Below are 23,055 nucleotides of genomic sequence, written 5' to 3'. Positions count from 1 at the left end.
CCCGTGGACCCGGATGAGGGGTGGTACGCGGCGAGGGCAGGACGAGGACCGTGGCGGGCGTGCGAGCCAGTGCGGTGGTAATGGGTTCCGAGGCCCGTCTCTTGACCTGAGGGAGACGAAGCCGGAGTTCTCGTCGCCGACCGCCACGGTCCCAGCCAATCCTCCGCGTACAGGGGCTACGCACAGAGCCCCCTGCACGCGGAGGAACACACCTCCCCAACCGACTCCGCCCGGCGGTGCGAACGTCCTGTCGCGCCAGCCTCGCACCGTCGGGCGGTAACAACCAGAGCGCCGAGTCACGGACGGTCCCGTGACTCGGCGCTTTGTCGTTCCCCCGATCCGGCCGTCCCCCCGATCCGGCCGTCCCCCGGTTCCCCCCGTTCCGGCCGCCCCCGCCCCCGTTCCGGCCGTTACCCGAGTCGCGGACCGAGGGGCTCGGTGAGCCGGCCGTACAGCTCGGGGCGACGGGTCTGCAGCAGGCCGAACTCCAGCCAGTCGCGGCGCTGGTCGAGGTCGAGGTCGGCGACGAGGACGGCGGGCCGGTCGCGGGGTGCGCGCAGCATGACCCGGCCGTAGGGGTCGGAGATGAACGAGGAGCCGTAGAAGGTGGAGCGGCCCTCGGTGCCGGTGCGGTTGGGCACGATCATGAAGAGGGCGTTGGCGAGGCCGTTGGCGCTGATGGCGTGTTCCCACATGGGCCGGGTGTCGAAGTCCGGCAGGCCCACCTCGGAGCCGATGGCGGTGGGGTGGACGAGGATCTCGGCGCCGTTCAGGGCGTAGGCGCGGGCGAGTTCGGGGAACCACTCGTCCCAGCAGGTGGGGAAGCCGAAGCGGGCGCCCTGGTGGGGGACGACCGGGAAGCCGCTGTCGCCGGGGCGGAAGCAGAGGTCCTCGCGGTAGCCGGGGAAGGCGGGGATGTGGTTCTTGCGGGTCCGGGCGATCAGCTTGCCGTCCGCGGCCACGCAGACGGCGGTGTTGTATCCGAGGCCGCCGTCCTGCGCGCGTTCGTAGAGCGAGGCGTGCACGGTGATGCCGAGTTCCGTGGCGAGCTCGGCGGCCAGCCGGACCGTCGGGCCGTCCTCGACGTCTTCGAGGTGACGCGCCGCGCCCTGCGCCATCGGGTCGTCGGTGGTGCAGAAGTACGGGCTGCGGGTGAGCTCGGGCAGGCAGACCACGGTGGCCCCCTCGGCGGCGGCCAGGGCCACGCCCTCCCGGAGCCGGCCGTCGTGCTCGCGCTCGTCGGCGTACCAGCGCATCTGGACGAGGCCGACGCGCAGGGGGAGGCGCTCGGCGGGCTCGGTGCGGGCCGGGGAGCCGAGCGGGGAACCGTAGGAGGTGAGGAGTGCGTAGCTCATGCCGTCAGGTCCTCGCGCCGCGTGGGGAGTTGCTGGGTGATGCAGTGGACACCGCCGCCGCCGTACGCGAGGACCGGGGTCGGTACGCCGACCACCTTGCGGTCGGGGAGTGCGGAGGCCAGGACGGCGAGGGCGGCCTCGTCCTCCGGGCCCCCGCTCACGGGGACCACGCAACCGCCGTTGGCGAGGTAGAAGTTGAGGTAGCCCACCTCTACGGGGGTGCCCGCGACCTCCCCGTAGGTGGTCTGCGGGAGGACGACGATCTCCAGCGAGCGGCCGCGGGCGTCGGTGGAGGCCTCCAGGACGGCGAGGTTGGCGCGCATCCGGGCGTAGTCGGGGTGGGCCGGATCCTCGGGGAGGGAGACGACCACCTTGGCGGGGGCCACGTAGGCGGCGACCCCGTCCACGTGACCGTCGGTCTCCGTGTCCTCCAGACCTCCGTAGGGCAGCCAGATGACCTTCTCGACGCCGAGGCGGCGCTTCAGCTCGTCCTCTATGTCCGTGCGGCTCATGCGGGGGTTGCGGTTGGGGTGCAGCAGGCACTGCTCGGTGGTGATGAGGGTGCCTTCGCCGTCGACGGTGACGGCACCGCCTTCGAGGATCATGGAGGAGTGGACGCGCGGGGTGCCGAGCCGGTCCAGGAGGAGCGAGGCGAGCTTGTCGTCGGCGGTCCAGGGGTAGTGCTTCTCTCCCCAGGCGTTGAAGCGGAAGTCGACGCCGACCCGGTCTCCGTGCTCGTCGTAGGCGAAGATCGGACCGGAGTCGCGCAGCCAGGAGTCGTCGGCCGGCAGCTCTACGACCTCGATGCCGTGGCCGCCGGCGGTGTCGGCCGCTGTGGCTGCGGTGGCCGCGCCGCAGACGGTGCGGGCCTCGTCGGCGAGTCCGGGCGCGGCGATCATGATGACGGGCTCGAATGCGGCGATGGCGCGGGCCACGGCGGCGTACTGCTGCTTGGCCGCCTCGAAGGCCGGCCCCCACAGGGAGGCGCGGGTCGGCCAGACCATCAGGCAGGCCTCGTGCGCGGCCCATTCGGCGGGCATGCGCTGGTTCATGCGGGTGCTCCCTCGGTGCGATGAGGACGATCGGACGACCACGAGCAATCTGACTGAAATTTCAGTCAGTATCGAAGAGACTGAAAAGCGCATCAGGGTGTCGGGTTGGAGCTATGGTGAGTCCTGACTGAAAGGTCAGTCAAGGGGTATCCGGCATCCAACCGAAAGGTGCGGGCAAGAGTGGCCGATCGCCAGGCGTTGATCTTGGAAGCAGCGGTGCGCGTCATCGCGCGCAACGGCGTCAGAGGGCTGCGCGTAGAGGAACTGGCGGCCGAGGCGGGGGTCTCCACCGCGCTGATCTACTACCACTTCAAGGACCGCGCCGGTCTGGTCCAGCGCACCCTCGCCTTCATCAGCGACCGCGCCACCGGCTACACCGACGAGGCCCTCAAGGACACCGAGGACGCCCGCGAGGTGCTCCTGCAGCTGCTGCTGAGCGAGCTCCAGGACATCCCCCGGGTCCGCGAGAACAGCACCGCCTGGGGCGAGCTGCGGGCCAGCGCCATCTTCGACACCGACCTGCGCGCGCCCCTGGCCGAGTCCACCCGCTCCTGGTCCCACGACACGGCGGAGGCCATCTCGGACGCCCAGGCGGCCGGCCTCGCCGATCTGCACGTCACGCCGCTGGACGCCGCCGAGCGGCTGACCGCCCTGGTGGAGGGCCTCAGCGAGCGCTGGCTGAGCGGCTCCCTGTCCCTGGAGCGGGCCCGCGCGCTGCTGACCGGCGCGGTGGACGCGGAGCTCGGCCCCCTCCCCGCATAGGCCCCGTGCAGGGGCAGGTCCCCGACCCCGCCCCTGAACGGCCTCCGGACGCGGAACGACCCCCGCGCCTCCTGACGGAGGGGCGGGGGTCGCCGTGTACTGCGTGGCGTGCCTGGCGTGCCTGGTGCGTGGCGTGCCTGGCGTGCCGATCAGACCTTGAGGGTCTTGATCGCGGTCGGGGCGTGGCCCGGCTCGGTCGCGAGCTCCTCGAACTCGGTGACGTCGCTCATGTCGACCGTCTTGCTCATCGCGATGTTGGTGATGCGCTCCAGGATCGCCTCGACGACGACCGGGACCTGGAACTCCTGGGCCAGCTTCTTGGCCTCCTCGAAGGCCTCGCCCAGCTTGTCCGGGTCGGTGACGCGGATGGCCTTGACGCCCAGGCCCTCGGCGACCTTGACGTGGTCGACACCGTAGACACCCAGCTCGGGGGTGTTGATGTTCTCGAACTCGAGGTTGACCTCGAAGTTGATGCCGAGGCCGCCCTGCGCCTGACGGATCAGACCCAGGTAGGCGTTGTTCACGAGGACGTGGACGTAGGGGACCTTGTGCTGCGCGGCGACCGCGAGCTCCTCGATCATGAACTGGAAGTCGTAGTCGCCGGAGAGCGCGACGATCGGGGTCTGCGGGTCCGCGGTGGCGGCGCCGATGGCGGCCGGGATGGTCCAGCCGAGCGGGCCGGCCTGGCCGCAGTTGATCCAGTGGCGCGGGCGGTAGACGTGCAGGAACTGCGCGGCCGCGATCTGGGAGAGACCGATGGTGGTGACGTAGCGGGTCTCCGGGCCGAAGGCCTTGTTCATCTCCTCGTAGACGCGCTGCGGCTTCAGGGGGATGTTGTCGAAGTGCGTACGGCGCTGCAGGGTGGCCTTGCGCTCCTGCGCCGAGGCGGCCCAGGCGGAGAAGTCCGGCAGCTTGCCCTCGGCCTTGAGCTCCTTGGCGATCTCGATGAAGAGCTCCAGCGCGACCTTGGCGTCGGAGGCGATGCCGAAGTCCGGGGCGAAGATCTTGCCGAGCTGGGTGGGCTCGATGTCGACGTGGACGAACTTGCGGCCCTTGGTGTACGCGTCGAGGTTGTAACCGGTGTGACGGTTGGCCCAGCGGTTGCCGATGCCGAAGACGAAGTCCGACTCCAGGAACGTGGCGTTGCCGTAGCGGTGGGCGGTCTGCACACCGACCATGCCGGCGGCCAGCTCGTGGTCGTCCGGGATGGTGCCCCAGCCCATCAGGGTGGAGATGACGGGGACGTTCACCAGCTCCGCGAACTCGACCAGCAGGTCGGAGGCGTCGGCGTTGATGATGCCGCCACCGGCGACGATCAGCGGGCGCTCCGACTCCAGCAGGAACTGCAGGGCCTTGGCGGCCTGGGCGCGGCTGGCCTGCGGCTTGTAGACCGGCAGCGGCGTGTAGGTCTCGGGGTCGAACTCGATCTCGGTCAGCTGGACGTCGATCGGCAGGTCGATCAGGACCGGGCCGGGGCGGCCGGAGCGCATCAGGTGGAAGGCCTCCTGGAACACGCCGGGAACCTGCGCGGCCTCCAGGACGGTCGTGGCCTTCTTGGTGACGGGCTTGGCGATCGAGGCGATGTCGACGGCCTGGAAGTCCTCCTTGTGGAGCTTCGAGACCGGAGCCTGACCGGTGATGCACAGGATCGGGATCGAGTCCGCGATCGCGGAGTACAGGCCGGTGATCATGTCGGTGCCGGCCGGGCCCGAGGTACCGATGCAGACACCGATGTTGCCCGCCTTGGCCCGCGTGTAGCCCTCGGCCATGTGCGAGGCGCCCTCGACGTGGCGGGCCAGCGTGTGCGCGATCCCGCCCACGTTCTTGAGCTCGCGGTAGAACGGGTTGATCGCAGCACCGGGCACGCCGAACGCTTGTTCGACACCCTCGAGCTTGAGGATCTCAACTGCAGCGGCGGCGGCTGTCATACGAGGCATCAGGTTCTCCTGCGGGTCTGGCGGTCAGGCTTTTCCGTAATCCGGAAGTTTTGTTCTGCTATACGGAACAAGCTAAGCGGCGGCTCCGTCGGCGTCAAGGCGGTGGGGGACCCCGGAACCCACCAAAAGCCGCGTCTCGCTCGGTGAGTTGTACAAATGACCGATCCGGCGACCCGAATCCCCCGGAAATGGCGTGCGCCCTCGCCCCCGCGGTCGCCGGTGGTGGAGCATGGACGTACGCACAGCGACGAGGGGGTCCAGGTCTCATGGCGGAAGCGGTACCGGTGCGCTGCCCGGCGTGCCTGCGCGACAACGGCTACACCGCACCGGTCTTCCCCTGTGCCTGCGGAAGCCCGGTCCATCCCCCGCTGGACCTGGCGGCGCCGCCGGTGCCGCTGACGCACCGCACCTGGTCGGACAGCTGGGTGGCGGTGCGGTGCACGGCCTGCGGGCGGGAGAGCGAGTGGCCGCAGCCCGAGCTGGGCTGCGGATCGTGCGGGACGGTGGTGCGGATCCCGGTCCACCCGCTGGAGGGCGTGGACTCCGGGGACGGGGCCGGCGTGGTTGACGAGCCCGGGCCGGGGCAGGCTGGCGGCGGGGTACGGAGGGACGGCGCGGGTACGGGGCCGGGCTCGGTCACGGCCCCGGGCGGCCCGGACCGCCACCGGTCCGGGCGCCGGCCGGATCCGCACGACGCGGGCCCCGATCCGCGCGGCGCTGATGCGGCGGGCCGCCCCGCTGGCGGGCGGCCGGCGCACGTACCACCGTCGCCGATGCCGCCGACCGCTCCGCTGCCGCGGCCCGCCTTCCGGCCGGTGACCATCCGTACGGCCCGCGACGCCGTGGCCACGGCCGCGCTGTACCTGCGCTGGCTCGGTTTCCAGGACGTACGGCAGCCCGACGCGCGCCCGATCCCCTCGGCGGCCGTGGACCTGCGGGCTCCGGGACTGGTCGCCCAGGTGGACCCGACCACCGCGCCGGCCGGGCTGCGGGCGGTGGAGTGCGTCTGGCTGAACGGACTCACCGCTTCGGCGACCAGCGTCTACTTCGCCCTCGCCGGGTACACGGAGGACGCCCGCACCCGTGCGGACGATCTCGGGATACCGCTGTTCGTGATGGACCTCACCGGGATGCCGCAGCCGGTCAACGACCCGGCGGACGCGCTGGTCGGATCGGGGGCCTAGGTTCGTCGGCAAGATCCGCAGGAGGGGCGCTTAAGCTCGTAGGCGTTGCCTGCTTACTTCCTTACGCCTGCCGAGGAGAGCCCGATGAGCCTGTACGACATCCCGCTGACCACCCTGTCCGACGAGCCCACGAGCCTCGCGGCGTACAAGGGCAAGGCGATCCTCCTGGTGAACACCGCCTCGCAGTGCGGGCTCACCCCGCAGTACTCGGGACTGGCCCGGCTGCAGTTCAAGTACGAGGAGAAGGGCTTCACGGTCATCGGCGTGCCCTGCAACCAGTTCGGCGAGCAGGAGCCCGGCAACGCCGAGGACATCCAGACCTTCTGCGCGGCCGGCTTCGGCGTCACCTTCCCGATCCTGGAGAAGTCCGAGGTCAACGGCGAGAACCGGCACCCGCTGTACCAGGAGCTCGTGAAGACCCCGGACGCGGAGGGCAAGGCGGGGGACATCCAGTGGAACTTCGAGAAGTTCCTGATCTCCCCCGCCGGTGAGGTCGTGGCGCGCTTCCGTCCGCGTACCGAGCCCGAGGCCCCCGAGGTCATCTCCGCGATCGAGGCGCACCTCCCGGCGTAAGGGCTCGGCCGCGGTCCCGTACGGACGCGGTCCCGTACGGACGAGGATTCCCGTACGGACGCAGATTCCCGTACGGACGAGGATTCCCGTACGGGAGGCCGTACGGGCTCGGCTCAGCCCAGGTCGGCCTCGTCGTACTCCCCCGTCGAGCCGGCCGCGGTCAGCTCCCGCAGCTCCACCCGGCGGATCTTGCCGGACACGGTCTTCGGGAGCTCGCCGAACTCGATGCGGCGGATCCTCTTGTACGGGGACAGCACCGCGCGGGAGTGCGCGAACAGCACCCGGGCCGTCTCCGGCCCGGGCTCCCAGCCGCCCGCGAGGGTGACGTACGCCTTCGGGACCGCCAGCCGCAGCTCGTCGGGGGCCGGGACGACGGCGGCCTCGGCGACCGCCTCGTGCTCCAGCAGGGCGCTCTCCAGCTCGAACGGGCTGATCTTGTAATCGGAGGCCTTGAAGACGTCGTCGGAGCGCCCGATGTAGGTGAGGTACCCGTCGGCGTCACGCGCGGCGATGTCGCCGGTGCGGTAGAGCCCGTCCGCCATGGCCTCGGCGGTGCGCTCCGGGTCGTCGCGGTAGCCGGTGGTCACCCCGGCGGGCCGGGCGCCCAGGTTCACGCAGAGCTCGCCCTCGTCCGGGGACTCCTTGCCGGTGACGGGGTCCAGCAGCACGATCTCGTAGCCGGGCGCCGGGCGGCCCATGGAGCCGGGCTTGACCGGCACCCCGGGGAAGTTGCCGACCTGGAGGGTGGTCTCGGTCTGGCCGAAACCGTCGCGGATGGTGATGCCCCAGGCCTCGCGGACCTTGTCGATGACCTCCGGGTTGAGCGGCTCACCGGCGGCGACGGCCTCGCGCGGGGGCCTGGCCAGCCGGGTGAGGTCGGACTGGATCAGCATCCGCCACACGGTGGGCGGGGCGCAGAAGGTGGTCACGCCGTGCCGGTCCATCTCGGCCATCAGCCGCTCGGGGTCGAAGCGGGTGTAGTTGTGGACGAAGACGGTGGCGCCGGCGTTCCACGGGGCGAAGAGGTTGGACCAGGCGTGCTTGGCCCAGCCGGGCGAGGCGATGTTGAGGTGCACGTCGCCGGGGCGCAGCCCGAGCCAGTACATGGTGGAGAGGTGCCCGATGGGGTACGAGGCGTGCGTGTGCTCGACGAGCTTGGGGCGGTCGGTGGTGCCGGAGGTGAAGTACAGCATCAGCGGGTCGGTGGCGAGGGTCTCCCCTTCGGGGGTGAAGGCGGTGTCCGCGCCCTGCATGTCCGCGAGCCGCCGCCAGCCGGCCGGGATCTGCCGCCCGGCGGCGATCCGGGTGTAGCCGCCCGGCACCTCGTCGAACTTGGCCGTGTCCTCGGCGCGCGCGATGACGTGGCGTACCTGGCCGCGCTCGACGCGGTCGCGCAGGTCGGCCGGGCCGAGCAGGGGGGTGGCGGGGATGACGACGGCGCGCAGCTTCATCGCGCCGAGCATCACCTCCCACAGCTCGCGCTGGTTGCCGAGCATGACGAGGATCCGGTCGCCGGGCGCGATGCCCTGCTCGCGCAGCCAGTTGGCGGCCGCGCCGGAGCGTGCGGCCAGCTCGGCGAAGGTGAGCGCCTCGCTGGTGCCGTCCTCCTCGACGATGCGCAGGGCGTCGGCTCCGTTCCCGGCGGCGATGTGGTCGAACCAGTCCAGCGCCCAGTTGAAGCGGTGGGGGCGGGGCCAGGTGAACCCGCTGTGGGCGGCCTCGTAGTCGCCGCGGCGCTCCAGCAGGAAGTCCCGCGCGGCGAGGAACTGGGCGGTGGCGCTGTTCTGCGTACTTTCGGTCGTCATGGCAGGTATCGTGCCGCGTCCGCCGTACGGACCACCAGTGCGACGCCGGGCGCGAGTTGACCGTGGGCGGGGTTCCGGCCAGTCCCAGCCGGAACCAGCCGGGACACTCCCGTCCGCCGCCTGGGGCCATCCGCGGCCACGAAGGTCAGCGGCGGGACGCCGTCCCGAAGCGTACGGACGCCACGGGGGCGGACCGGGCCTCGTCCCCGTCCCCATCCCCATCCGCCATGTCGGCGATCACCCGCTCCCCCTCGGCGGCGATCTCCTCCTTCTGCGCCTTCGAGGCCCGGTCGAAGAGCTCCACGGTGAGCACCGCCCCCTCCAGCTTCCACAGCCCGGCGACGAACCCGTCGACGAGCAGCGTGCGGTGGGCCTGGTTCCCGCTCCAGGTACGGCCCTTGATCTCGGGCGCGACCACGCGGGTGCGGTCGGCGTGCGAGAGGAGCAGGTTGTCGAACTCCGGGAGGAAGCGGGGCGGCGCCGGGGTGTCCGGATCGGGGCGGGGCGCGTCGGGGAGGTCGAAGAGCTCGACGCCGTTCTCGTCCCGGAAGACCGCCAGGCCCGGCCGCAGCCGCTCGAAGGCCTCGCGCAGCCGGGTGAGGCCGGCCCAGATCTGCATGTCCTTGACGGAGGCGGGCCCGAAGGCGGCGAGGTAGCGCAGTACCACGTCGTCCACGGGCTGCGCCGCCCCGGCGGGCCGGCCGAGCCAGTTCTCGACGGTGGTGAGCCGGACCTGCCCGCTGCTCCCCCACACCCCGCGCGGGGTGACCTGGACCAGTGGCAGCCGGCAGCGCGCGGCGACGGACAGCGACTGCGGGTCCGCCTCGGGCCACTCGCGCAGCAGCTCCTCGCGGATCTCGGCCATGGTGCGCGGCTCGCTCTCGACGAAGGCGCGGGCCCGTTCGGCGAGGCGGTCCAGGTCCACCCCCACGAGCCCCTTCCGGAAGTAGGTGACCTCGCGGTCCCGGGCGGGCTGGACGAGGGGGCGCAGGGTCAGGGCGTCGTGCGCGGTGTGGGTGTGGATGGTGGAGCGCATGGTGACCATGCGGACGACCTCGCGGGACTCCATGAGCCCGGCCAGCTCGGCGGGCCGGAAGCCGGCGAGCCGGGCGTGCAGCTGGAAGTAGGGCGGCTTGACGTTCTGCGCCTGCAGTCCGAGCAGGTGGGTGACGGCGCCCTCCGCGGACATCTCGGCGCGGCCGAGCAGCAGCTGGCGGGCGAGCGTGGCACGGTTCAGAGCGCGGGTGCCGAGTACGGGATGCGTCGTCGTGGAGGCCATGACGACAAGCTAGCCCCCCTTGCGGACAGCTTCCGTCCGCAACTCCACTCCTTGCGCACGTGACGCCCGCTCCCCCCGATAGCCTGCCCTTGCCGGAACGAAACCCGCAATGTACGCACCTCGACCGGGAGCTGACCTGCGATGTCGGAGCGCCCAGACCGCCGCACCCCGCCGCCGCACGCCGCGAAGCGCCCGCCCTGGCGGCGCGGGCCCGCCCCGGCCGCCGCACCCCCGGCGGGGCCACCGGCGGCCCCGCAGCCCGCGCCGGAGGCCGCCACTCCCCCGAACCACCTCAGCGTGATCGACTCGGCCGTCTACCGCGACGGCCGCCGGGTCGCCTCCCCCACCACCCTGGCCGACACCTTCCGGCAGCTGCACGAGCAGCCCGACGGGATGGCCTGGATCGGCCTCCACCGGCCCACCCAGCCCGAACTCCACTCCCTTGCCGCGGAGTTCAACCTCCACGAACTCGCCGTCGAGGACGCTCTGGAGGCCCACCAGCGCCCCAAGCTGGAGCGCTACGGCGACACCCTCTTCGTCGTCCTGCGCGCCGCCCGCTACCTCGACGTCCAGGAGGAGGTCGACTTCAGCGAGCTCCACATCTTCGTCGGCCCGGACTTCCTGATCACGGTCCGCCACGGCGGCGCCCCGGACCTCTCCTCCGTCCGCCACCGCATGGAGGAGAACCCGGACCTCCTCTCCCTCGGCCCGGAGGCCGCCCTGTACGCCATCCTCGACGCGGTGGTCGACGGCTACGCCCCGGTCGTCGAGGGCGTCCAGACCGACATCGACGAGATCGAGACGGAGGTCTTCCGCGGCGACCCGGCGGTCTCCCGCCGCATCTACGAACTCTCGCGCGAAATGGTCGAGTTCCAGCGCGCCACCCGCCCCCTGGTCGGCATGCTCCACGCCCTGATGGCCGGCTTCGCGAAGTACGGCACGGACGAGGAGCTCCAGCGCTACCTCCGCGACGTCGCCGACCACGTCACGCACACCAGCGAACGCGTCGACGGCTTCCGCCAGGCCCTCACCGAAATCCTGACGGTCAACGCCACCCTGGTCTCCCAACAACAGAACGCCGAAATGCGCGCCCTGGCCGAAGCCGGCTTCGAACAGAACGAGGAGATCAAGAAGATCTCGTCGTGGGCGGCCATCCTCTTTGCACCCACACTCGTGGGAACCATCTACGGCATGAACTTCGAGGACATGCCGGAGCTGAAGTGGGCGGGCGGCTACCCCTTCGCGATCCTGCTGATGGCAGTGGTCTGCGTCAGCCTGTACGTCATCTTCAAGAAGCGCGACTGGCTGTAGACCACACAGCAGCACCATTGATCAACTTAGCTCCTGCGAACGCCGAGAAGTGGCCCGCACGACCCCCTGGGGAGAATCTGGGGAGAATCCGCGGCCCGCCGATGCCGGGCGCTCCTCCGCACCTTGGGCCAGCCCTCCCGCACCGCCGACCACCTTCGACGGCACGCGATTGCGGAGGGTAACGACAACGGGTGGCACAGCAGATGCTGTGCCACCCGTTGTCGCGACCAGGCCTGTCCTGTCTCCCCCGACGACTGCAAGCCGGCAGTCCTCCAACGACCCTGCCCGTGGGGCGTCGATGTCCGACGCCCTGTCTAGCCTGTCTCCGTGAAGCCCACTAATGACCGCCAGTTCCCCGCCGCGCTCGCCACCGCGATGGCCATTCGATTCGACTACGCCGACGGGAAGACCGGGGTCGACTTCGAACCCTTCCCGGCCTTCCTGTCCGCTGCCGAGACCACCGACTGGTTCCAGGCGTGGACCGGGAACAGCGAACTGGACGGCAACGACTTCCGCGTCTTCGGACAGGACGGCACCGGCGGGTACGCGGCGATCTGGCTCGTCCGTCCCGGCCGGCCGCTGGCCGAGCAGCCCGTGGTCTTCCTCGGCTCGGAGGGAGAGACCGGCGTCGTCGCCCGCGACCTGGGCGACTTCCTGTGGCTCCTGGCCGACGGCTTCGGCCCCTGGGAAGCCGCCACCTCCTACGAGCCCGACTGGAAGGCGCAGCCGAATCCGGAGCTGGCGGCCATCGCCGAAAGCTTCGCACCGCACCAGCGCCTGTCGGCGGCAACCGTGATCGAGTTGGCGGCCCAGGAGTTCCCCGACTTCGACGACACCATCATGGAACTCTGCCGCTGAACCCGGCGCGGTCGTTTGCGGATATTCGTCCGCGCCCCGGGCCGCGCCCGCCGCATTCGAACAGCTCTGTAGCCTCTGGCCATGAGTCATGAGGAAGACGAGGACGAACTGGTCCTGGAGGCCCGCGCGATGCTGGCCGTCGGACGGAACGCCGAAGAGGTCTTCGTCGCACTGGCCGCGCGCAACAGCGACTGGGAGGCCTCCGCCTTGGTCGTGTGTCTGGCCCTTGGAGTCCCCCGGACTGACGCCGAAACCCGAATCCGCGAGGCTCGCCCCCTCTTCGAGGAGTTCGCGGTGGGCGAGGACGACCTCGTCGCCTCGGTTCTGGCCTTCGTGGACGTGTTCGTCGTGGACCGGGTGCTGGACGCTCACCAGGAGCGGATCCGCGACCTTTTGGGGACTGCGGCCGGCGCCCGCGGCGGCTTCCCCGGCAGCCTTCTCGCGTGGTTCCGTAGCGGGGAACTCACGAACGTCTTCGTGTACTTCGCGAGAACGCGGTTCCGGGACGGGCGGGGCTCGCCCCCCGGTTTCTGGGCGGCCATGGTGGCGGCCGGGGAACTCCTGGTGGCCGAGGACGGCCCCGGCCGGGCTGAGGTGACAGCGGGGCTGGAGCACTGCCGGGCACAGGCAAGCTCCGTAGGTGCGGGACGTCAGGCGCGGCCCTGAGAAGGGACGAGGCCCTCGGGTACGTACTCGGGCACCGTGCCGAGCAGTGCGTCGATGGCCGCGCGCCCCTTGCCGCCGGCCTCCGGCATGAAGTGGGCGTAGTGGTCGAGGGTGATGGTCGGACTTGAGTGACCGAGCCACCGGGCGAGCGTGACGATGGACTCGCCCGCTTCGAGGAGGACCGAGGCGTAAGTGTGCCGGAGCACGTGGAAGCCGTCCTTGCGGGAAGCCTTCCACCGCGCACCCTTCTCCCGTACGGGAATGACTCCGGCCGCAGCGAGGGCCGGCTTCCAGACCTCGTCGTTGAAGATGTTGGCGCGGATGGCGTTGCCGTACGTCGTCGTGAGGACGAGCGGGAAGCTCTGCTTCTCCCTGTCGGGCTCCGGTCCGCCCCAGGGAAGCTCGACGTCGACCGCCGGGTGGTCGAGGAAGTACGCGGCCAGTTCCGTGGCCACCGACCGGGGCATGTCGACGATGCGCGTCTTGCCACCCTTGGGCAGGGCGAAGTAGAGCCGCCCGGAGAGAAGTTGCACCTGCCTACGCACCCGGATGACACCGCGCTCGAAGTCGATGTCCCTCGGCGACAGCCCGAACACCTCTCCCTGGCGCAGCCCACACCCCAGCGCGACGACGACCGCTATCCGGTAGCGAGGATTGATCACGTCCCGCACCCTCTGCGCCGTTGCCAGCGGCCACGCGTCACGATCTTCGTCGGGGGCCTTCGGCCACCGCACCGTCTTGGCCCGCATCGGGTTGCGGACGAGGCGCTTGTCGTCGATCGCGGTTTCGAAGATGTTCGACAGCGAGGTGAGGATCTGCCGTGCGTACCGCGGAGAGCACTCGCCTTCGAGCGTGGCTATGTAGCCGCGTAGGACGGTTGCCGACACGTCGCGCAGCGCCACCGCACCGAGGTGCGGAAGGATGTGGAGTCGTACGCGCTCGTCAACTCGCTTGACCGTGCCGGGCGCACCGCGAACGCCGGCACGCCAGTGGCGCGTGACGAAGTCCGTCAAGGTGATGGAGCCGTCGCGCGGGTCGACGAACTCGCCCCGTTCGCTGTCGGTGCCGGACCGCCGGAGCCACCCCTTGGCATCCTCCAGCACGTCGAACGACATGTCCCGGACGCCCGGGATTCCGGCGACACGATATCGAGACCCCTTGCCGTAACGGGTCGTACGCTCGCGCTTCCCCGTGACGGGGTTCTTCTTCTTTTTGATCCAGCGGTCTTCGATATAGCCAGCCAAAGAATTCCTCGGTGTAGGGGGTTGGACGTGGGGCGGGCCGCAAGGCCGGTTAGACCGGTCAGGCTGCGGTCGGATACCCGGTGCGACGCTGCGGGACGGCATTTACCGGACTTAGGGAGGTATTGCTACGAGAGTCCAGCTGCTCCTGTTCCCGGATCCACTCGTCAAGCATTTCGATCCGGTACATCACGCGTCCGTTCCGCCCCATCCGAAAACTCGGCGGGCCTTGGCGACGGTGCCGCCACACGTAAAGGGTGCAGGGCGACAGTCCCAGGTGTTCGGCAGCTTCACGTACGTTCAGAAAACCCCTCCCCAGCGGCGGCACACGGGGAGGCGTAGGGGCATTCGCCAGCAATTCACTGTCACGAGCAACACTTCGCACGTATCGAACCTTCGGGGTCTTCCGTCGACAACCTGCGGCGACGGGCATCGGGCATGACGAGCCCGCCCCGCTTGCCGTCGGGCAGGTAGAGCGGACTACTTCAATGGTCTGGAGAATCCCCGGTTTGGCTGACCGGGGATCGTCGGGTATAAGCCGGGACGGCGTCACCGCGCACCCGCCCTGGCCCCTACTCCACAGGCTGGAGCAAGGCGAGCGGGGAGACACCGAGGGCGGCCGCGATGGCGACGAGGTCATCCACGTCGCAACGCCGGCGGGTGCGTTCGATGCGGGACAGCATGGTGTTGGTCATGGGGTGGCCGAGCTCGGTGACACGGGCGGCGAGCTCGCGCTGGACGAACCCGCGCGAGGTGCGCAGGCGCTCGATGGCACGGGCGGTCCGTTCTCCGGCGGGACCGATTTCCGTAGCTCTTCGGGGCATGCGTCTGTTGTAGCTCGGGTTCCCGGGTTCACGTAATCACGGAAGCCAGACATTGGGACTTTGGGGCCCGGTTCGCGGAGAACGAACTGTCGATTCCCGCATAGGCGGCCATTGCGGAACTAAGACCCATCTCGGACCACAGGGATGGGAACGGCATCAGCGGCTCCCGGCGGCGGAAACATAGATCGCCCCTCCTGCCCCGGTCAATGTATTTCGGGGTGCGATCTTCGTCGCTCTTTCCACGCCGTCAACTTTTTGGTCAACCGGGGATTCGCCCTTACTGTGAAGACGTTCGCGATCAGCGATGCGCTCTGAGGCTTTCCCAATGCTGATTCGCTGGACTTGTGCGGGCTGGGTGTGGCTGTCTTGGACAAGCAACCCCTGACAAAAGAATCGGCTCCCGGCGTTGCAGCGCCGAGAGCCGATGGGAGCCCCTGTCTAAAACCGCCCACTCCTGAACGGATCTGAGGAACGTCTATGCCCAACAGTACGGCCGAAGCAGCCGTCCGCACATCCCCGACAACCCCGATGTCGCCGTCCAAGCAGCAGGCGAAGGCGGGGCGATAGGCATGGCACGCATCCGCACCATCAAGCCGGAAGCCTTCAGCTCCGAATCGCTGGCCGCAGTCAGCATCACCGCGGAGCGGACGTTCTTCGGCCTGCTCACCCAGGCAGACGACCACGGCCGGTTCCGTGACCAGTCCGCCGTCATCGCAGGCCTGTTGTGGTCCCTGCGCCCCGAACACGGCCCGATCGAGGTCGAGGACGACCTCACCCAGCTCGCCGGCAATGAGCTCATCTGCCGGTACGAAGGCGAAGACGGCAAGCGGTACCTGCACATCGTGACCTTCTCCAAGCACCAGAAGGTCAACCGCCCCAGCGGTGTCAGGCACCCGAACTGCCCCTACCACGACGGCGGCCGGGTACCCCTAGCCTCGCCGCTGGCGCGGGGAGGGCTCCGTGAGGCATCCGTGCACCATCAGGGACCCTCCCCGGAGCTCGCACCCACAGCTCCTCCCACCTCACTGATACCCGTATCCGCAGGTCAGGGCAGCTTCAATGAGCCCTCCGGGAAGCAACATGGGGAGATGCGGGAGCCTGCGCCGAGCCCTCACGGTCCGGATCTAGGACCTAGGATCATGGATCTAGGATCTCCGTTGGGAGGCGCGAGCGCCCCCGCCCCACCCCCGACCGTCACGACCCAGCATCTGGTCGGCGAGTACGCCGCCGCGTGCGGGAAGCGTCCTCCCGAGAGCGTTCTGGGCCACGTCGGCCGGGAGATCAGCAAGCTGCTGCGCGAAGGCATCGACCCGGAGCACGTCCGGGCCGGGGTCGAGCGCATGCGCGCCAAGAGCCTCCACCCGAGCGTGCTGCCCAGCCTGGTCAACGAGGCCATGAACCCGCCCCAGGCCACTGGGGGCGCACGTAGGGCCCCTCAGCCGTACACCAACCCCGTTGACGCCGAAGCCGCTTACGGAGGCCAGCTGTGACCACCTCGACCCGCGAACCCCAGCGTGCCGGCGCCCTGGCAGCCCGCCTCCAGGCCATCCTCGCCGCCAAGGGCATCGACCCCGACACCGCACCCGCCGGGCCCACGGCGGAGCCGGTGACCGCCCTGGAACTCGCCGACCGACGCATCCCGCCCCGCTACCGCGAGGCACTCGCCACCCAACCCGCAGTCCTGGGCTGGGTAGAGGCGGTCACGGGCGCCGGGCGGAACGGGCCGGCCGGTACCCGCGGCATCGCCTACGGCCCCTCGCTGCTGATCGCCGGGCCCACCGGCATCGGCAAGACCCACCAGGCGTACGGCGCCGTCCGCTCACTGCTGGCCGCCGGAGTCCGCCTGCGCTGGCAGGCGGTCACCTCCGCCGACCTCTACGCCCAACTCCGGCCCCGGCCCCACCACGACCCCGAGCGGGAGATCCAGGAGCTCGGCCGGTGCCCGCTGCTGATCCTGGACGACCTCGGCGCGGCCAAGCAGTCCGAGTGGACCGAGGAGCTGACGTACCGGCTGATCAACCGCCGCTACACCGAGATGCTCCCGACCTTGATCACCACCAACCTGCCGATCGCGGAACTCCGCGACGCGGTCGGGGACCGCGTCGCCTCCCGCCTGGCGGAGATGACCACCCGCGTCATCCTTACCGGCCCGGACCGCCGACGCGCCCAGCCCTCGGGCTCCTGACCACGACGGTCCCCACCCAGGTCGGTCCCCACCCAGGTCGGTCCCCGTCATCGTGGGGCCCCGAACCCCTGACCCGAGCAGTTTCGGGGACCGTCCCCAACCCGGTTCCGGTCCCCACTCGGTCCCCACTCGGTCCCCGTCCCGGTCCCCACTCGGTCCCCGTCGCGGTCACCGCCTGATAGCGGCCCCCCAGGAGGGGACCGCAGGCGTCGATCGGGGACCGTCCCCTAGCTGCGCTACGCGCACCGGGCACCACGGGGACCGGTCCCCAACTCTGTTTACGCAGGTCACCCCCCTGACATCCCCCGACTCAGTGGGGACCGTCCCCACGGTCCCCACCATCCGGGACCGCCCTGCAACGGTTCGGGTGCCGTCAGGTCCACGTCGGGGACCGTCCCCACCCACGACTACGGGGACCGAGACGGGACCGGTCCCCACGCCCATTCCGCTGGGGACCGAGCGCCTCCCGAATCGGGGACCGTCCCCGTCCGCTCCGGTCCCCGCACAGCCCCGGCATCGTCGCGCGTCATCAGCGAGTGGTCCCCTCGCGGTCGACCCCGCCCAACTGCCCCTTCACATGACCAGCCGCTACCTCTTCAAGGACACGCATGCACAACCCACAGCACGACCGTCCCAGCCACGACGAGCACATGACCTCGCTCCCCACCTCAGGAGGAGCAAGTTGTACCCAGAGCATTGCTCCCGTCGGGAGCAATGCTCTGGGCTCCCCCGCCCCAGGGGTGGCGGGAGCGGACCGGCACCGGGGGGCGCCGGTCCTTCGGGATGCCGCCGAAGCCGGACCGCACCACGAAACGGCGGGACAGCACACCTGCCACACCCCCCGCTGCACGCACACCGCCCCAACGACATCGCACGTGCGCCAGCGTGAGCGCCTGCCCGCCGAGAAGAAGCGCATGCACCAGCCCAGCTGCCGCATGAACGACGACGAATTCACGCTCCTCACCCACGCCGCGTCCGCCTGCCACATGAGCATCGCCGGCTTCCTCGCCCACTCCGCCCTGAAGGCCGCACGCGACCTCGAACACACCGAAGCCGAGATCGCCACCCACCGGGAGATGGTCAGAGAGCTGTTCGCGCTGCGCCGGGCACTCGGCAAGATCGGCCACAACCTCAACCAGGTCACCACCGTCCTGAACTCCGGCGCCGACGCCCCGCACGCCAAAGCGGTCCTCGACGCCGTCCAGCGGACCGCCGAGCGAGTGGACGACTTCACCCAGCGCTACGTCGAGACGGAGACCCCCGCCGGATGATCCCCCGCCTCCACAAGATGGGCACCCGCACCATCGGCCTGATCCGCTACCTCTACGGCCCCGGCACCCACGAGGAACACACCGACCCGCACCTCGTGGCGGCCTGGGACAGCCTCGTTCCCGACCCCGGACGCAACCCGAGAGCCACCTACACGGACCTGCAAAGGCTCCTTGACCAGCCCGTCGAAGCGCTGCCCAAGTCACGACGCCCCACCGAGCACGTGTGGCACCTGTCCGTACGCGCCGCGCCCGAGGACCCGATCCTCACCGACGAGCAGTGGGGCGACATCGCCCGCCGCATGGTTGCCGCCACCGGCATCGCCCCCGAGGGCGACACCGCCGCCTGCCGCTGGGCAGCCGTCCGCCACGCCGACGACCACATCCACATCATCGCCACCACCGTCCGCGAGGACGGCCGCCGGCCCCGCCGCCACAACGAAGCCAAGCGCTCCCAGGCCGAAGCCCGTCTCATAGAGGCCGACTACGGCCTGCGCCGCCTCTCTACCGGTGACGGAACCGCAGCCCAGCGCCCCACCAGCGCCGAACGCCACAAAGCCGACCGCCACCAGCGGGAACGCACTCCGAGGGAGGAACTGCGCGAGAGCGTCCGGCACGCGGCGTCCGGCGCCCGGAGCGAGGAGGAGTTCTTCGGCCGGCTCACCCGTGCCGGTCTCCTCGTAAACCGACGCGTGGCACCGTCCGGGGACCTCCTCGGCTACACCGTGGCCCTGCACGACGACCGCAACAAGAACGGCGAACCCGTCTTCTACTCGGGATCCAAACTCGCCCCCGACCTCTCCCTGCCCCGCATCCGCGAACGCTGGACCCAACCGGCGGAGCCCTCCTCGGACGAGGGCGAATCACCAGATCAGCCCGCCCTCCCGCCGGTGACCGGCCCGGCGTACGCCCGCCGCCGCGCCACTACGGCGACCTGGCAGGCACTGCTGCTCATCGATCACGGCGACGACGGCACGGCAGCAGCCCAGATCGCCGCTGCCGGCGAGGTCCTCGATGCGCTCGCCGAGACCTCCGCCGCCCACACCCGACGAGAACTCCGCGATGCAGCCTTCACGTTCGAGCGGGCCACGCGCTCCCACGTCCGCGCCGTACGCGGGCTCGACCATGCCCTACGCCAGGCCGCGTACGACCTCGTCCACAGCGGACCGGCCGTCGGCCGCGGAGAGGACGGCGCCACCACCGCCATGCTCATCGACACCGCGTTCTTCCTCGTCACCGCGGCGGCGAACTGGCACGCCAGGAGGAACCACGCCCAGCAGGCCGAAGCCGCCCGCCTGGCCGCCGAACACCTCCGTGCCGCCTACGAGATCGCGGCCGCCCAGCCGATGTCCGTGCTCCACCAGCGAGGCCGCGCTCTGCCACTGCAGCGACGGCAGGCAGCCGTCCTACGCCAGACGCTGCCCGAGATTGCCGAACAAGTCCTGACCGAGCCGGGCTGGCCCGCCCTGGCGGCCACGCTCGCCGACGCCCAGGCCGCAGGCCACGACCCGACCGCCCTCCTCACCGAAGCCACACGGCACCGGGAGCTGGACAGCGCCACGTCCGTCAGCGACGTCCTCGTCTGGCGGCTCCGCCGTCTCGCGCACCTGCCTGCCGACCCTGCGGCATCGATCCCTCGGCACGCGCCGACCACACAACCGGCTCTGAAGGCCGCGAACAGCGCATCCCGCCGGCGCTGACGGCAGAACGCGTCCGTCCCTACATAGCCGACGATCCCCGGTCAGCCAAACCGGGGATTTTCCGGAGCATTGAAAACATCACCACCAACCCCCGTCCCGTAAGGAACCCTCACATGCCCGAAACCGAACTGCGCATCGAAATCATCGCCCTGCTGATGGACTCGGACTTCAAGCTCCGGCCCGACACCAACACCTGGTCCCACAGTGACGGGCGCCCCTTCACCCGGGCCGAACAGGCGACCGCCTTCCAGGCCACGCGCTCCGAAGTCGAAGCCATGGCCGCACTGAGTGCCCGCAACGCCGCGGCCGTCCGCGAACAGGACAATGCTGTGGCGGCCCTCACCGAGCTCCTTCTCTCGTACTTCGCCCGGCACCCCGAAGCCCGCATGGTCATGGACGTACTCCCGCACATGGCCGAGGAAGACCGCGCCGAGTACGAGCGCCTGTGCGCCATAGCCGCTCCGGACGGCGTCGTCTACCTCCCCTACGAGGACTGACGGGCCCGGAACAGCAGCCTGCGACCGGCGACTGGGTACCTCCCGCTCACCGGTCGCAAGCATTCGCGATGTGCAAGGCCGGCAGGCCTTACCCACTGGCAGTCGCGGGATCAGTGGTGGGCGGCCCCTGCCGCCAGCAGCGGAGCCAGGAGCTCCACGGCTTCCTCCCAGCGGAAGCGGTCGGCACCGCCGCCGGACTTCGGACGGTGCGGCTCGTAGCTACCGACCAGGACGCCCATCTCGCGCAGCTCGGCGAGGCTGCGCTGGTACGCGCGGTGGGCCGCCAGGGCGGTGTTCACGTAGGGCAGGACTGCGGTGGGGATGCCCATGCCCGGGGCCTCGCAGAGGATGCCGAGGGCGAGGTTGTCCGCGAAGCCGGCCGCCCACTTGTTGACCGTGTTGAAGGTGGCCGGGGCCACGGCGATCGCATCGGCGGGCGGGAAGGACCGTGCGTCCCCGGGCCCGCGCCAGGTGGAGCGGACGGGGTAACCGGTCCGGTCCTCGATCTCGGAAACATCGAGGAAGGAAAGCCCCTGCGGGGTGGCGACGACGCCGACGTCCCAGCCCCGCCCGTGCGCGGCGTCGATCAGCTTCCCGACGTCGCCCGCGATCCCGGCCGCGCAGGCGACGACGTACAGGAAGGGCTTGCGCTGCGGCTCGGTCACGCGGGTACTCCCAGTCGGCGGCTCAAGTGGTGGAGCTCTGGCAGCGTACGCCGACGGTCGCGGGCCGCCATGTCGGCGACCAGGTCCCGGACGGCCGGCCGCCGTACGTCCTGGGCCGCGCAGGTCTCCGCGATCCGCAGGGCCTGGAGGCCGTCAGCGAGACGGCCCTGCTGCGCGTAGGCACGGGCGGCTTCCACCCACAGGGCGGCACGGCGCTCGGGAACCGGGATGTGGCGGCGCATGAGCGGACGGGCGATGTCGATGGCGACGCCCGCGTCGCCGAAGGACACGGCCGCGCTGACCTCGTGGAGGGCCACGTTGGTGGGGCTGAAGTCGGCCCAGGCGTCGGGGTGGTCCAGGGCGACGTACTTCGCCACCTCCTTGGCCTCGGCCAGGAACTCTGCGGTGGCGACGCGGTCCCCGGCCCTGCTGGCAGCCGTGACTCCGCGCAGTAGCAGCAACCCGAGCACGGAGAGGTGGTGGCGGGGCTGCCGGTCGTACGCACCCGCGAGCTGGGAGGCCGTGTGCTTGATCAGCGCGACGGCCTGGCCGGCGTGCCGTTCGCGGACCAGGACGTGCGCGTGGAGGCGGACGCTGGCGGCGAGGACGAGCGGATCACCCGAGCGTTCGGCCTCGGCCATCGCCCGCCCGACGGCGAGCCACGCCGTGCCGGGGTCTCCCTGCTTCAGCAGGAGGCTGGCCGAGGTCTGGTAGGCCGTGGCCAGGAAGCGGGGAAGCTCCTCGGCCTGCGGGGAATCGGCGATGCAGTGGCGGAGGTCGGTGATCAGGCCGGGAAGGGTCCGCTCCAGCTCCGCGTAGTCGCACGTGCTCCAGAGGCGCCGGATGGCCGTTGCCCGGTTCCGTAGTTCCCCGGACTCCGGCGCTTCCGCCGTCGGAGCCGCCGGCATCCCGGGCATGAGTGCCTGGACGAGCGCGGGGTGCGCAGCCGTCGGCGCGACCGAGGCGGTGAGCGCGGTGACGCTGGCAGCAAGGAAGGTACGACGGCGCAGCATTTCCTCTGTCTCCGGATCGTGGGGATCGGCTTCCGGGGCGCCCTCCGCCAGACCGAGTCGGGCCGGGGGAATGCGCAGGACTCGGCCGACTTCGCGCAGAACCCGGATGTCGTCCGTCCCGCGTCCGCCCTCCAGCCGGCTGATCTTCGACTGGTGGTATCCCAGCTCACCGGCCACGTCCGCCTGTGAGCGGCCCTGTAAGACCCGAGCCCGGCGGATCAGTTCACCGATCCGGTGAGCCTCGCCCTGTGTGTCGACCATCTCCGCCACGGCCCCTTCTGCCGAGACCGATCCTGCCTGTTCAACCGAGCCTAGCTCCAACGAACTTGCCCGCCATGCACAACGTGCATGAACGATGCAGGGGCTGCCCGACACATCGCGCAGCCGTCTCCTGACCCGCTTGCCTGGTGGAACCGCACCCATCCAGGAGGCTGCTCATGGAAGTGCACGAGATCACGCTGACCGTCACGAGTACGCCCGAGGGCGCCGCTCGTGCCCGGCACCAGGTGATGAACGAGATCAGCGGCTGGCGCCCGGCCATCGGCACCGACGGCATGTGCACGGCAGAGGTCGTGTTCGGCGAATTGCTGTCGAACGCCGTTCAGCACACGGGAAGCGAAGCTGCTTCCGTAACCGCTCGCCTGCGCGGGAGCCGACTGCGCTTCGAGGTCCGCGACCGGAGTTCCGTCCTTCCCCACGCACGCCCACCTCGTACGGACGCCGAGAACGGCCGCGGCCTGCTGATCATCGACGCCCTCGCCGACCGGCACGGCGTCGACCACAGCTCCGACGGCAAGTCCTGCTGGGCCGAGCTCGATCTGTCCGCAACCACCTCGGTCACGTCGTCCATCACGCAACCTCCCCTGCAAAGGAGTTGAAC

22 protein-coding genes are annotated in these 23,055 nt (G+C 70.4%); 12 read left to right on the top strand and 10 right to left on the bottom strand.

What is annotated here, in order from left to right; genetic code table 11:
- Window positions 1–410 precede the first annotated feature (410 nt).
- Both AB0D29_RS05120 and AB0D29_RS05115 read right to left on the bottom strand, forming a co-directional pair.
- Window positions 411–1,355, bottom strand: coding sequence for a nitrilase-related carbon-nitrogen hydrolase (locus AB0D29_RS05120; RefSeq protein ID WP_362852213.1), 945 nt, complete (start codon window positions 1,353–1,355; stop codon window positions 411–413).
- Window positions 1,352–2,407 carry an agmatine deiminase family protein gene (locus tag AB0D29_RS05115; protein WP_362852212.1) on the bottom strand — a complete coding sequence of 352 codons (1,056 nt, stop codon included), beginning with the start codon at window positions 2,405–2,407 and terminating at the stop codon, window positions 1,352–1,354. Before AB0D29_RS05115 ends, AB0D29_RS05120 begins: the two co-directional genes overlap by 4 nt.
- 180 nt (window positions 2,408–2,587) lie before the next feature.
- On the opposite strand from AB0D29_RS05115, the gene AB0D29_RS05110 reads away from it, so the two are divergent.
- A complete protein-coding gene (locus AB0D29_RS05110) occupies window positions 2,588–3,169 on the top strand; it encodes a TetR/AcrR family transcriptional regulator (RefSeq protein WP_362852211.1) in 582 nt (193 codons plus the stop codon).
- Window positions 3,170–3,318: 149 nt separating this feature from the next.
- On the opposite strand, the gene gcl is transcribed toward AB0D29_RS05110, so the two are convergent.
- The gene (gcl, locus tag AB0D29_RS05105) at window positions 3,319–5,106 is read right to left on the bottom strand and encodes a glyoxylate carboligase (RefSeq protein WP_362852210.1); all 1,788 of its coding nucleotides are present in this window, start codon (window positions 5,104–5,106) and stop codon (window positions 3,319–3,321) included.
- Between the two features lie 266 nt (window positions 5,107–5,372).
- Between gcl and AB0D29_RS05100 the strand changes: the two genes are divergently transcribed.
- Window positions 5,373–6,290, top strand: a complete 918-nt coding sequence (locus AB0D29_RS05100; RefSeq protein WP_362852209.1) for a hypothetical protein — start codon at window positions 5,373–5,375, stop codon at window positions 6,288–6,290.
- 84 nt (window positions 6,291–6,374) lie between these two features.
- Window positions 6,375–6,863 (top strand): glutathione peroxidase, encoded by a 489-nt coding sequence (locus tag AB0D29_RS05095; protein WP_362852208.1) that lies wholly within the window; start codon window positions 6,375–6,377, stop codon window positions 6,861–6,863.
- A 113-nt stretch (window positions 6,864–6,976) separates the two neighbouring features.
- Here the strand turns inward: AB0D29_RS05095 and AB0D29_RS05090 are convergent, their stop codons facing one another.
- On the bottom strand, window positions 6,977–8,668 hold the full coding sequence (locus AB0D29_RS05090) for an AMP-binding protein (RefSeq protein ID WP_362852207.1): 1,692 nt from the start codon (window positions 8,666–8,668) through the stop codon (window positions 6,977–6,979).
- 145 nt (window positions 8,669–8,813) lie between these two features.
- The gene (locus AB0D29_RS05085) at window positions 8,814–9,947 is read right to left on the bottom strand and encodes a winged helix DNA-binding domain-containing protein (RefSeq protein ID WP_362852206.1); all 1,134 of its coding nucleotides are present in this window, start codon (window positions 9,945–9,947) and stop codon (window positions 8,814–8,816) included.
- Window positions 9,948–10,088: 141 nt separating this feature from the next.
- On the opposite strand from AB0D29_RS05085, the gene AB0D29_RS05080 reads away from it, so the two are divergent.
- The 3 genes from AB0D29_RS05080 (at window position 10,089) to AB0D29_RS05070 (ending at window position 12,782) form a co-directional block, all read left to right on the top strand.
- The gene (locus AB0D29_RS05080) at window positions 10,089–11,258 is read left to right on the top strand and encodes a magnesium and cobalt transport protein CorA (RefSeq protein ID WP_362852205.1); all 1,170 of its coding nucleotides are present in this window, start codon (window positions 10,089–10,091) and stop codon (window positions 11,256–11,258) included.
- Between the two features lie 375 nt (window positions 11,259–11,633).
- Window positions 11,634–12,116: an SMI1/KNR4 family protein gene (locus AB0D29_RS05075; protein ID WP_362852509.1), complete on the top strand. Its 483-nt coding sequence runs from the start codon at window positions 11,634–11,636 to the stop codon at window positions 12,114–12,116.
- Between the two features lie 81 nt (window positions 12,117–12,197).
- The gene (locus AB0D29_RS05070; protein WP_362852204.1) at window positions 12,198–12,782 is read left to right on the top strand and encodes a hypothetical protein; all 585 of its coding nucleotides are present in this window, start codon (window positions 12,198–12,200) and stop codon (window positions 12,780–12,782) included.
- Here the strand turns inward: AB0D29_RS05070 and AB0D29_RS05065 are convergent.
- The 3 genes from AB0D29_RS05065 to AB0D29_RS05055 all read right to left on the bottom strand — a co-directional run bounded on the left by AB0D29_RS05065 (window position 12,767) and on the right by AB0D29_RS05055 (window position 14,847).
- The gene (locus tag AB0D29_RS05065; protein ID WP_362852203.1) at window positions 12,767–14,026 is read right to left on the bottom strand and encodes a site-specific integrase; all 1,260 of its coding nucleotides are present in this window, start codon (window positions 14,024–14,026) and stop codon (window positions 12,767–12,769) included. The two genes, AB0D29_RS05070 and AB0D29_RS05065, sit on opposite strands and share 16 nt — an antisense overlap.
- A 58-nt stretch (window positions 14,027–14,084) precedes the next feature.
- The gene (locus tag AB0D29_RS05060) at window positions 14,085–14,456 is read right to left on the bottom strand and encodes a helix-turn-helix domain-containing protein (RefSeq protein ID WP_362852202.1); all 372 of its coding nucleotides are present in this window, start codon (window positions 14,454–14,456) and stop codon (window positions 14,085–14,087) included.
- Window positions 14,457–14,595: 139 nt separating this feature from the next.
- Window positions 14,596–14,847 (bottom strand): helix-turn-helix transcriptional regulator, encoded by a 252-nt coding sequence (locus tag AB0D29_RS05055; protein WP_362852201.1) that lies wholly within the window; start codon window positions 14,845–14,847, stop codon window positions 14,596–14,598.
- Between the two features lie 569 nt (window positions 14,848–15,416).
- On the opposite strand from AB0D29_RS05055, the gene AB0D29_RS05050 reads away from it, so the two are divergent.
- From AB0D29_RS05050 to AB0D29_RS05030, 5 genes are all read left to right on the top strand, one after another.
- Window positions 15,417–16,337: a hypothetical protein gene (locus AB0D29_RS05050; RefSeq protein ID WP_362852200.1), complete on the top strand. Its 921-nt coding sequence runs from the start codon at window positions 15,417–15,419 to the stop codon at window positions 16,335–16,337.
- Complete coding sequence (locus AB0D29_RS05045) at window positions 16,334–17,032, top strand: ATP-binding protein (RefSeq protein WP_362852199.1); 699 nt, start codon at window positions 16,334–16,336, stop codon at window positions 17,030–17,032. The genes AB0D29_RS05050 and AB0D29_RS05045 overlap by 4 nt, the downstream gene beginning before the upstream one ends.
- 875 nt (window positions 17,033–17,907) lie before the next feature.
- Entirely contained in the window at window positions 17,908–18,303 is a 396-nt protein-coding gene (locus AB0D29_RS05040) for a plasmid mobilization relaxosome protein MobC (RefSeq protein ID WP_362852198.1), read from the top strand.
- Entirely contained in the window at window positions 18,300–20,000 is a 1,701-nt protein-coding gene (locus tag AB0D29_RS05035; RefSeq protein WP_362852197.1) for a relaxase/mobilization nuclease domain-containing protein, read from the top strand. Before AB0D29_RS05040 ends, AB0D29_RS05035 begins: the two co-directional genes overlap by 4 nt.
- A gap of 113 nt (window positions 20,001–20,113) precedes the next feature.
- Window positions 20,114–20,497 carry a hypothetical protein gene (locus tag AB0D29_RS05030; RefSeq protein ID WP_362852196.1) on the top strand — a complete coding sequence of 128 codons (384 nt, stop codon included), beginning with the start codon at window positions 20,114–20,116 and terminating at the stop codon, window positions 20,495–20,497.
- 110 nt (window positions 20,498–20,607) lie between these two features.
- Here AB0D29_RS05030 and AB0D29_RS05025 read toward each other — a convergent pair whose 3' ends face one another.
- Window positions 20,608–21,162 carry a flavoprotein gene (locus AB0D29_RS05025; RefSeq protein ID WP_362852195.1) on the bottom strand — a complete coding sequence of 185 codons (555 nt, stop codon included), beginning with the start codon at window positions 21,160–21,162 and terminating at the stop codon, window positions 20,608–20,610.
- The gene (locus AB0D29_RS05020) at window positions 21,159–22,436 is read right to left on the bottom strand and encodes a helix-turn-helix transcriptional regulator (protein WP_362852194.1); all 1,278 of its coding nucleotides are present in this window, start codon (window positions 22,434–22,436) and stop codon (window positions 21,159–21,161) included. The genes AB0D29_RS05025 and AB0D29_RS05020 overlap by 4 nt, the downstream gene beginning before the upstream one ends.
- A gap of 176 nt (window positions 22,437–22,612) precedes the next feature.
- Here AB0D29_RS05020 and AB0D29_RS05015 point away from each other — a divergent pair, with 176 nt between their 5' ends.
- A complete protein-coding gene (locus AB0D29_RS05015; RefSeq protein ID WP_362852193.1) occupies window positions 22,613–23,053 on the top strand; it encodes an ATP-binding protein in 441 nt (146 codons plus the stop codon).
- Window positions 23,054–23,055: the final 2 nt, after the last annotated feature.

The sequence above is a fragment of the Streptomyces sp. NPDC048424 genome (genome assembly GCF_040651555.1).
Lineage (GTDB): Bacteria > Actinomycetota > Actinomycetes > Streptomycetales > Streptomycetaceae > Streptomyces.
This window is presented reverse-complemented; position numbering and strand designations above follow the sequence as displayed.

Excerpts from the sequence above, each read along its gene's own strand:
- AB0D29_RS05085 (WP_362852206.1), bottom strand. The coding sequence starts at position 9,947 with ATGGCCTCCACGACGACGCATCCCGTACTCGGCACCCGCGCTCTGAAC.
- AB0D29_RS05015 (WP_362852193.1), top strand. The coding sequence starts at position 22,613 with ATGGAAGTGCACGAGATCACGCTGACCGTCACGAGTACGCCCGAGGGC.
- AB0D29_RS05030 (WP_362852196.1), top strand. The coding sequence starts at position 20,114 with ATGCCCGAAACCGAACTGCGCATCGAAATCATCGCCCTGCTGATGGAC.
- AB0D29_RS05070 (WP_362852204.1), top strand. The coding sequence starts at position 12,198 with ATGAGTCATGAGGAAGACGAGGACGAACTGGTCCTGGAGGCCCGCGCG.
- AB0D29_RS05100 (WP_362852209.1), top strand. The coding sequence starts at position 5,373 with ATGGCGGAAGCGGTACCGGTGCGCTGCCCGGCGTGCCTGCGCGACAAC.
- AB0D29_RS05115 (WP_362852212.1), bottom strand. The coding sequence starts at position 2,407 with ATGAACCAGCGCATGCCCGCCGAATGGGCCGCGCACGAGGCCTGCCTG.
- AB0D29_RS05095 (WP_362852208.1), top strand. The coding sequence starts at position 6,375 with ATGAGCCTGTACGACATCCCGCTGACCACCCTGTCCGACGAGCCCACG.
- gcl (WP_362852210.1), bottom strand. The coding sequence starts at position 5,106 with ATGCCTCGTATGACAGCCGCCGCCGCTGCAGTTGAGATCCTCAAGCTC.
- AB0D29_RS05080 (WP_362852205.1), top strand. The coding sequence starts at position 10,089 with ATGTCGGAGCGCCCAGACCGCCGCACCCCGCCGCCGCACGCCGCGAAG.
- AB0D29_RS05120 (WP_362852213.1), bottom strand. The coding sequence starts at position 1,355 with ATGAGCTACGCACTCCTCACCTCCTACGGTTCCCCGCTCGGCTCCCCG.
- AB0D29_RS05035 (WP_362852197.1), top strand. The coding sequence starts at position 18,300 with ATGATCCCCCGCCTCCACAAGATGGGCACCCGCACCATCGGCCTGATC.
- AB0D29_RS05055 (WP_362852201.1), bottom strand. The coding sequence starts at position 14,847 with ATGCCCCGAAGAGCTACGGAAATCGGTCCCGCCGGAGAACGGACCGCC.
- AB0D29_RS05050 (WP_362852200.1), top strand. The coding sequence starts at position 15,417 with ATGGCACGCATCCGCACCATCAAGCCGGAAGCCTTCAGCTCCGAATCG.
- AB0D29_RS05020 (WP_362852194.1), bottom strand. The coding sequence starts at position 22,436 with ATGGTCGACACACAGGGCGAGGCTCACCGGATCGGTGAACTGATCCGC.
- AB0D29_RS05075 (WP_362852509.1), top strand. The coding sequence starts at position 11,634 with ATGGCCATTCGATTCGACTACGCCGACGGGAAGACCGGGGTCGACTTC.
- AB0D29_RS05060 (WP_362852202.1), bottom strand. The coding sequence starts at position 14,456 with ATGCCCGTCGCCGCAGGTTGTCGACGGAAGACCCCGAAGGTTCGATAC.
- AB0D29_RS05090 (WP_362852207.1), bottom strand. The coding sequence starts at position 8,668 with ATGACGACCGAAAGTACGCAGAACAGCGCCACCGCCCAGTTCCTCGCC.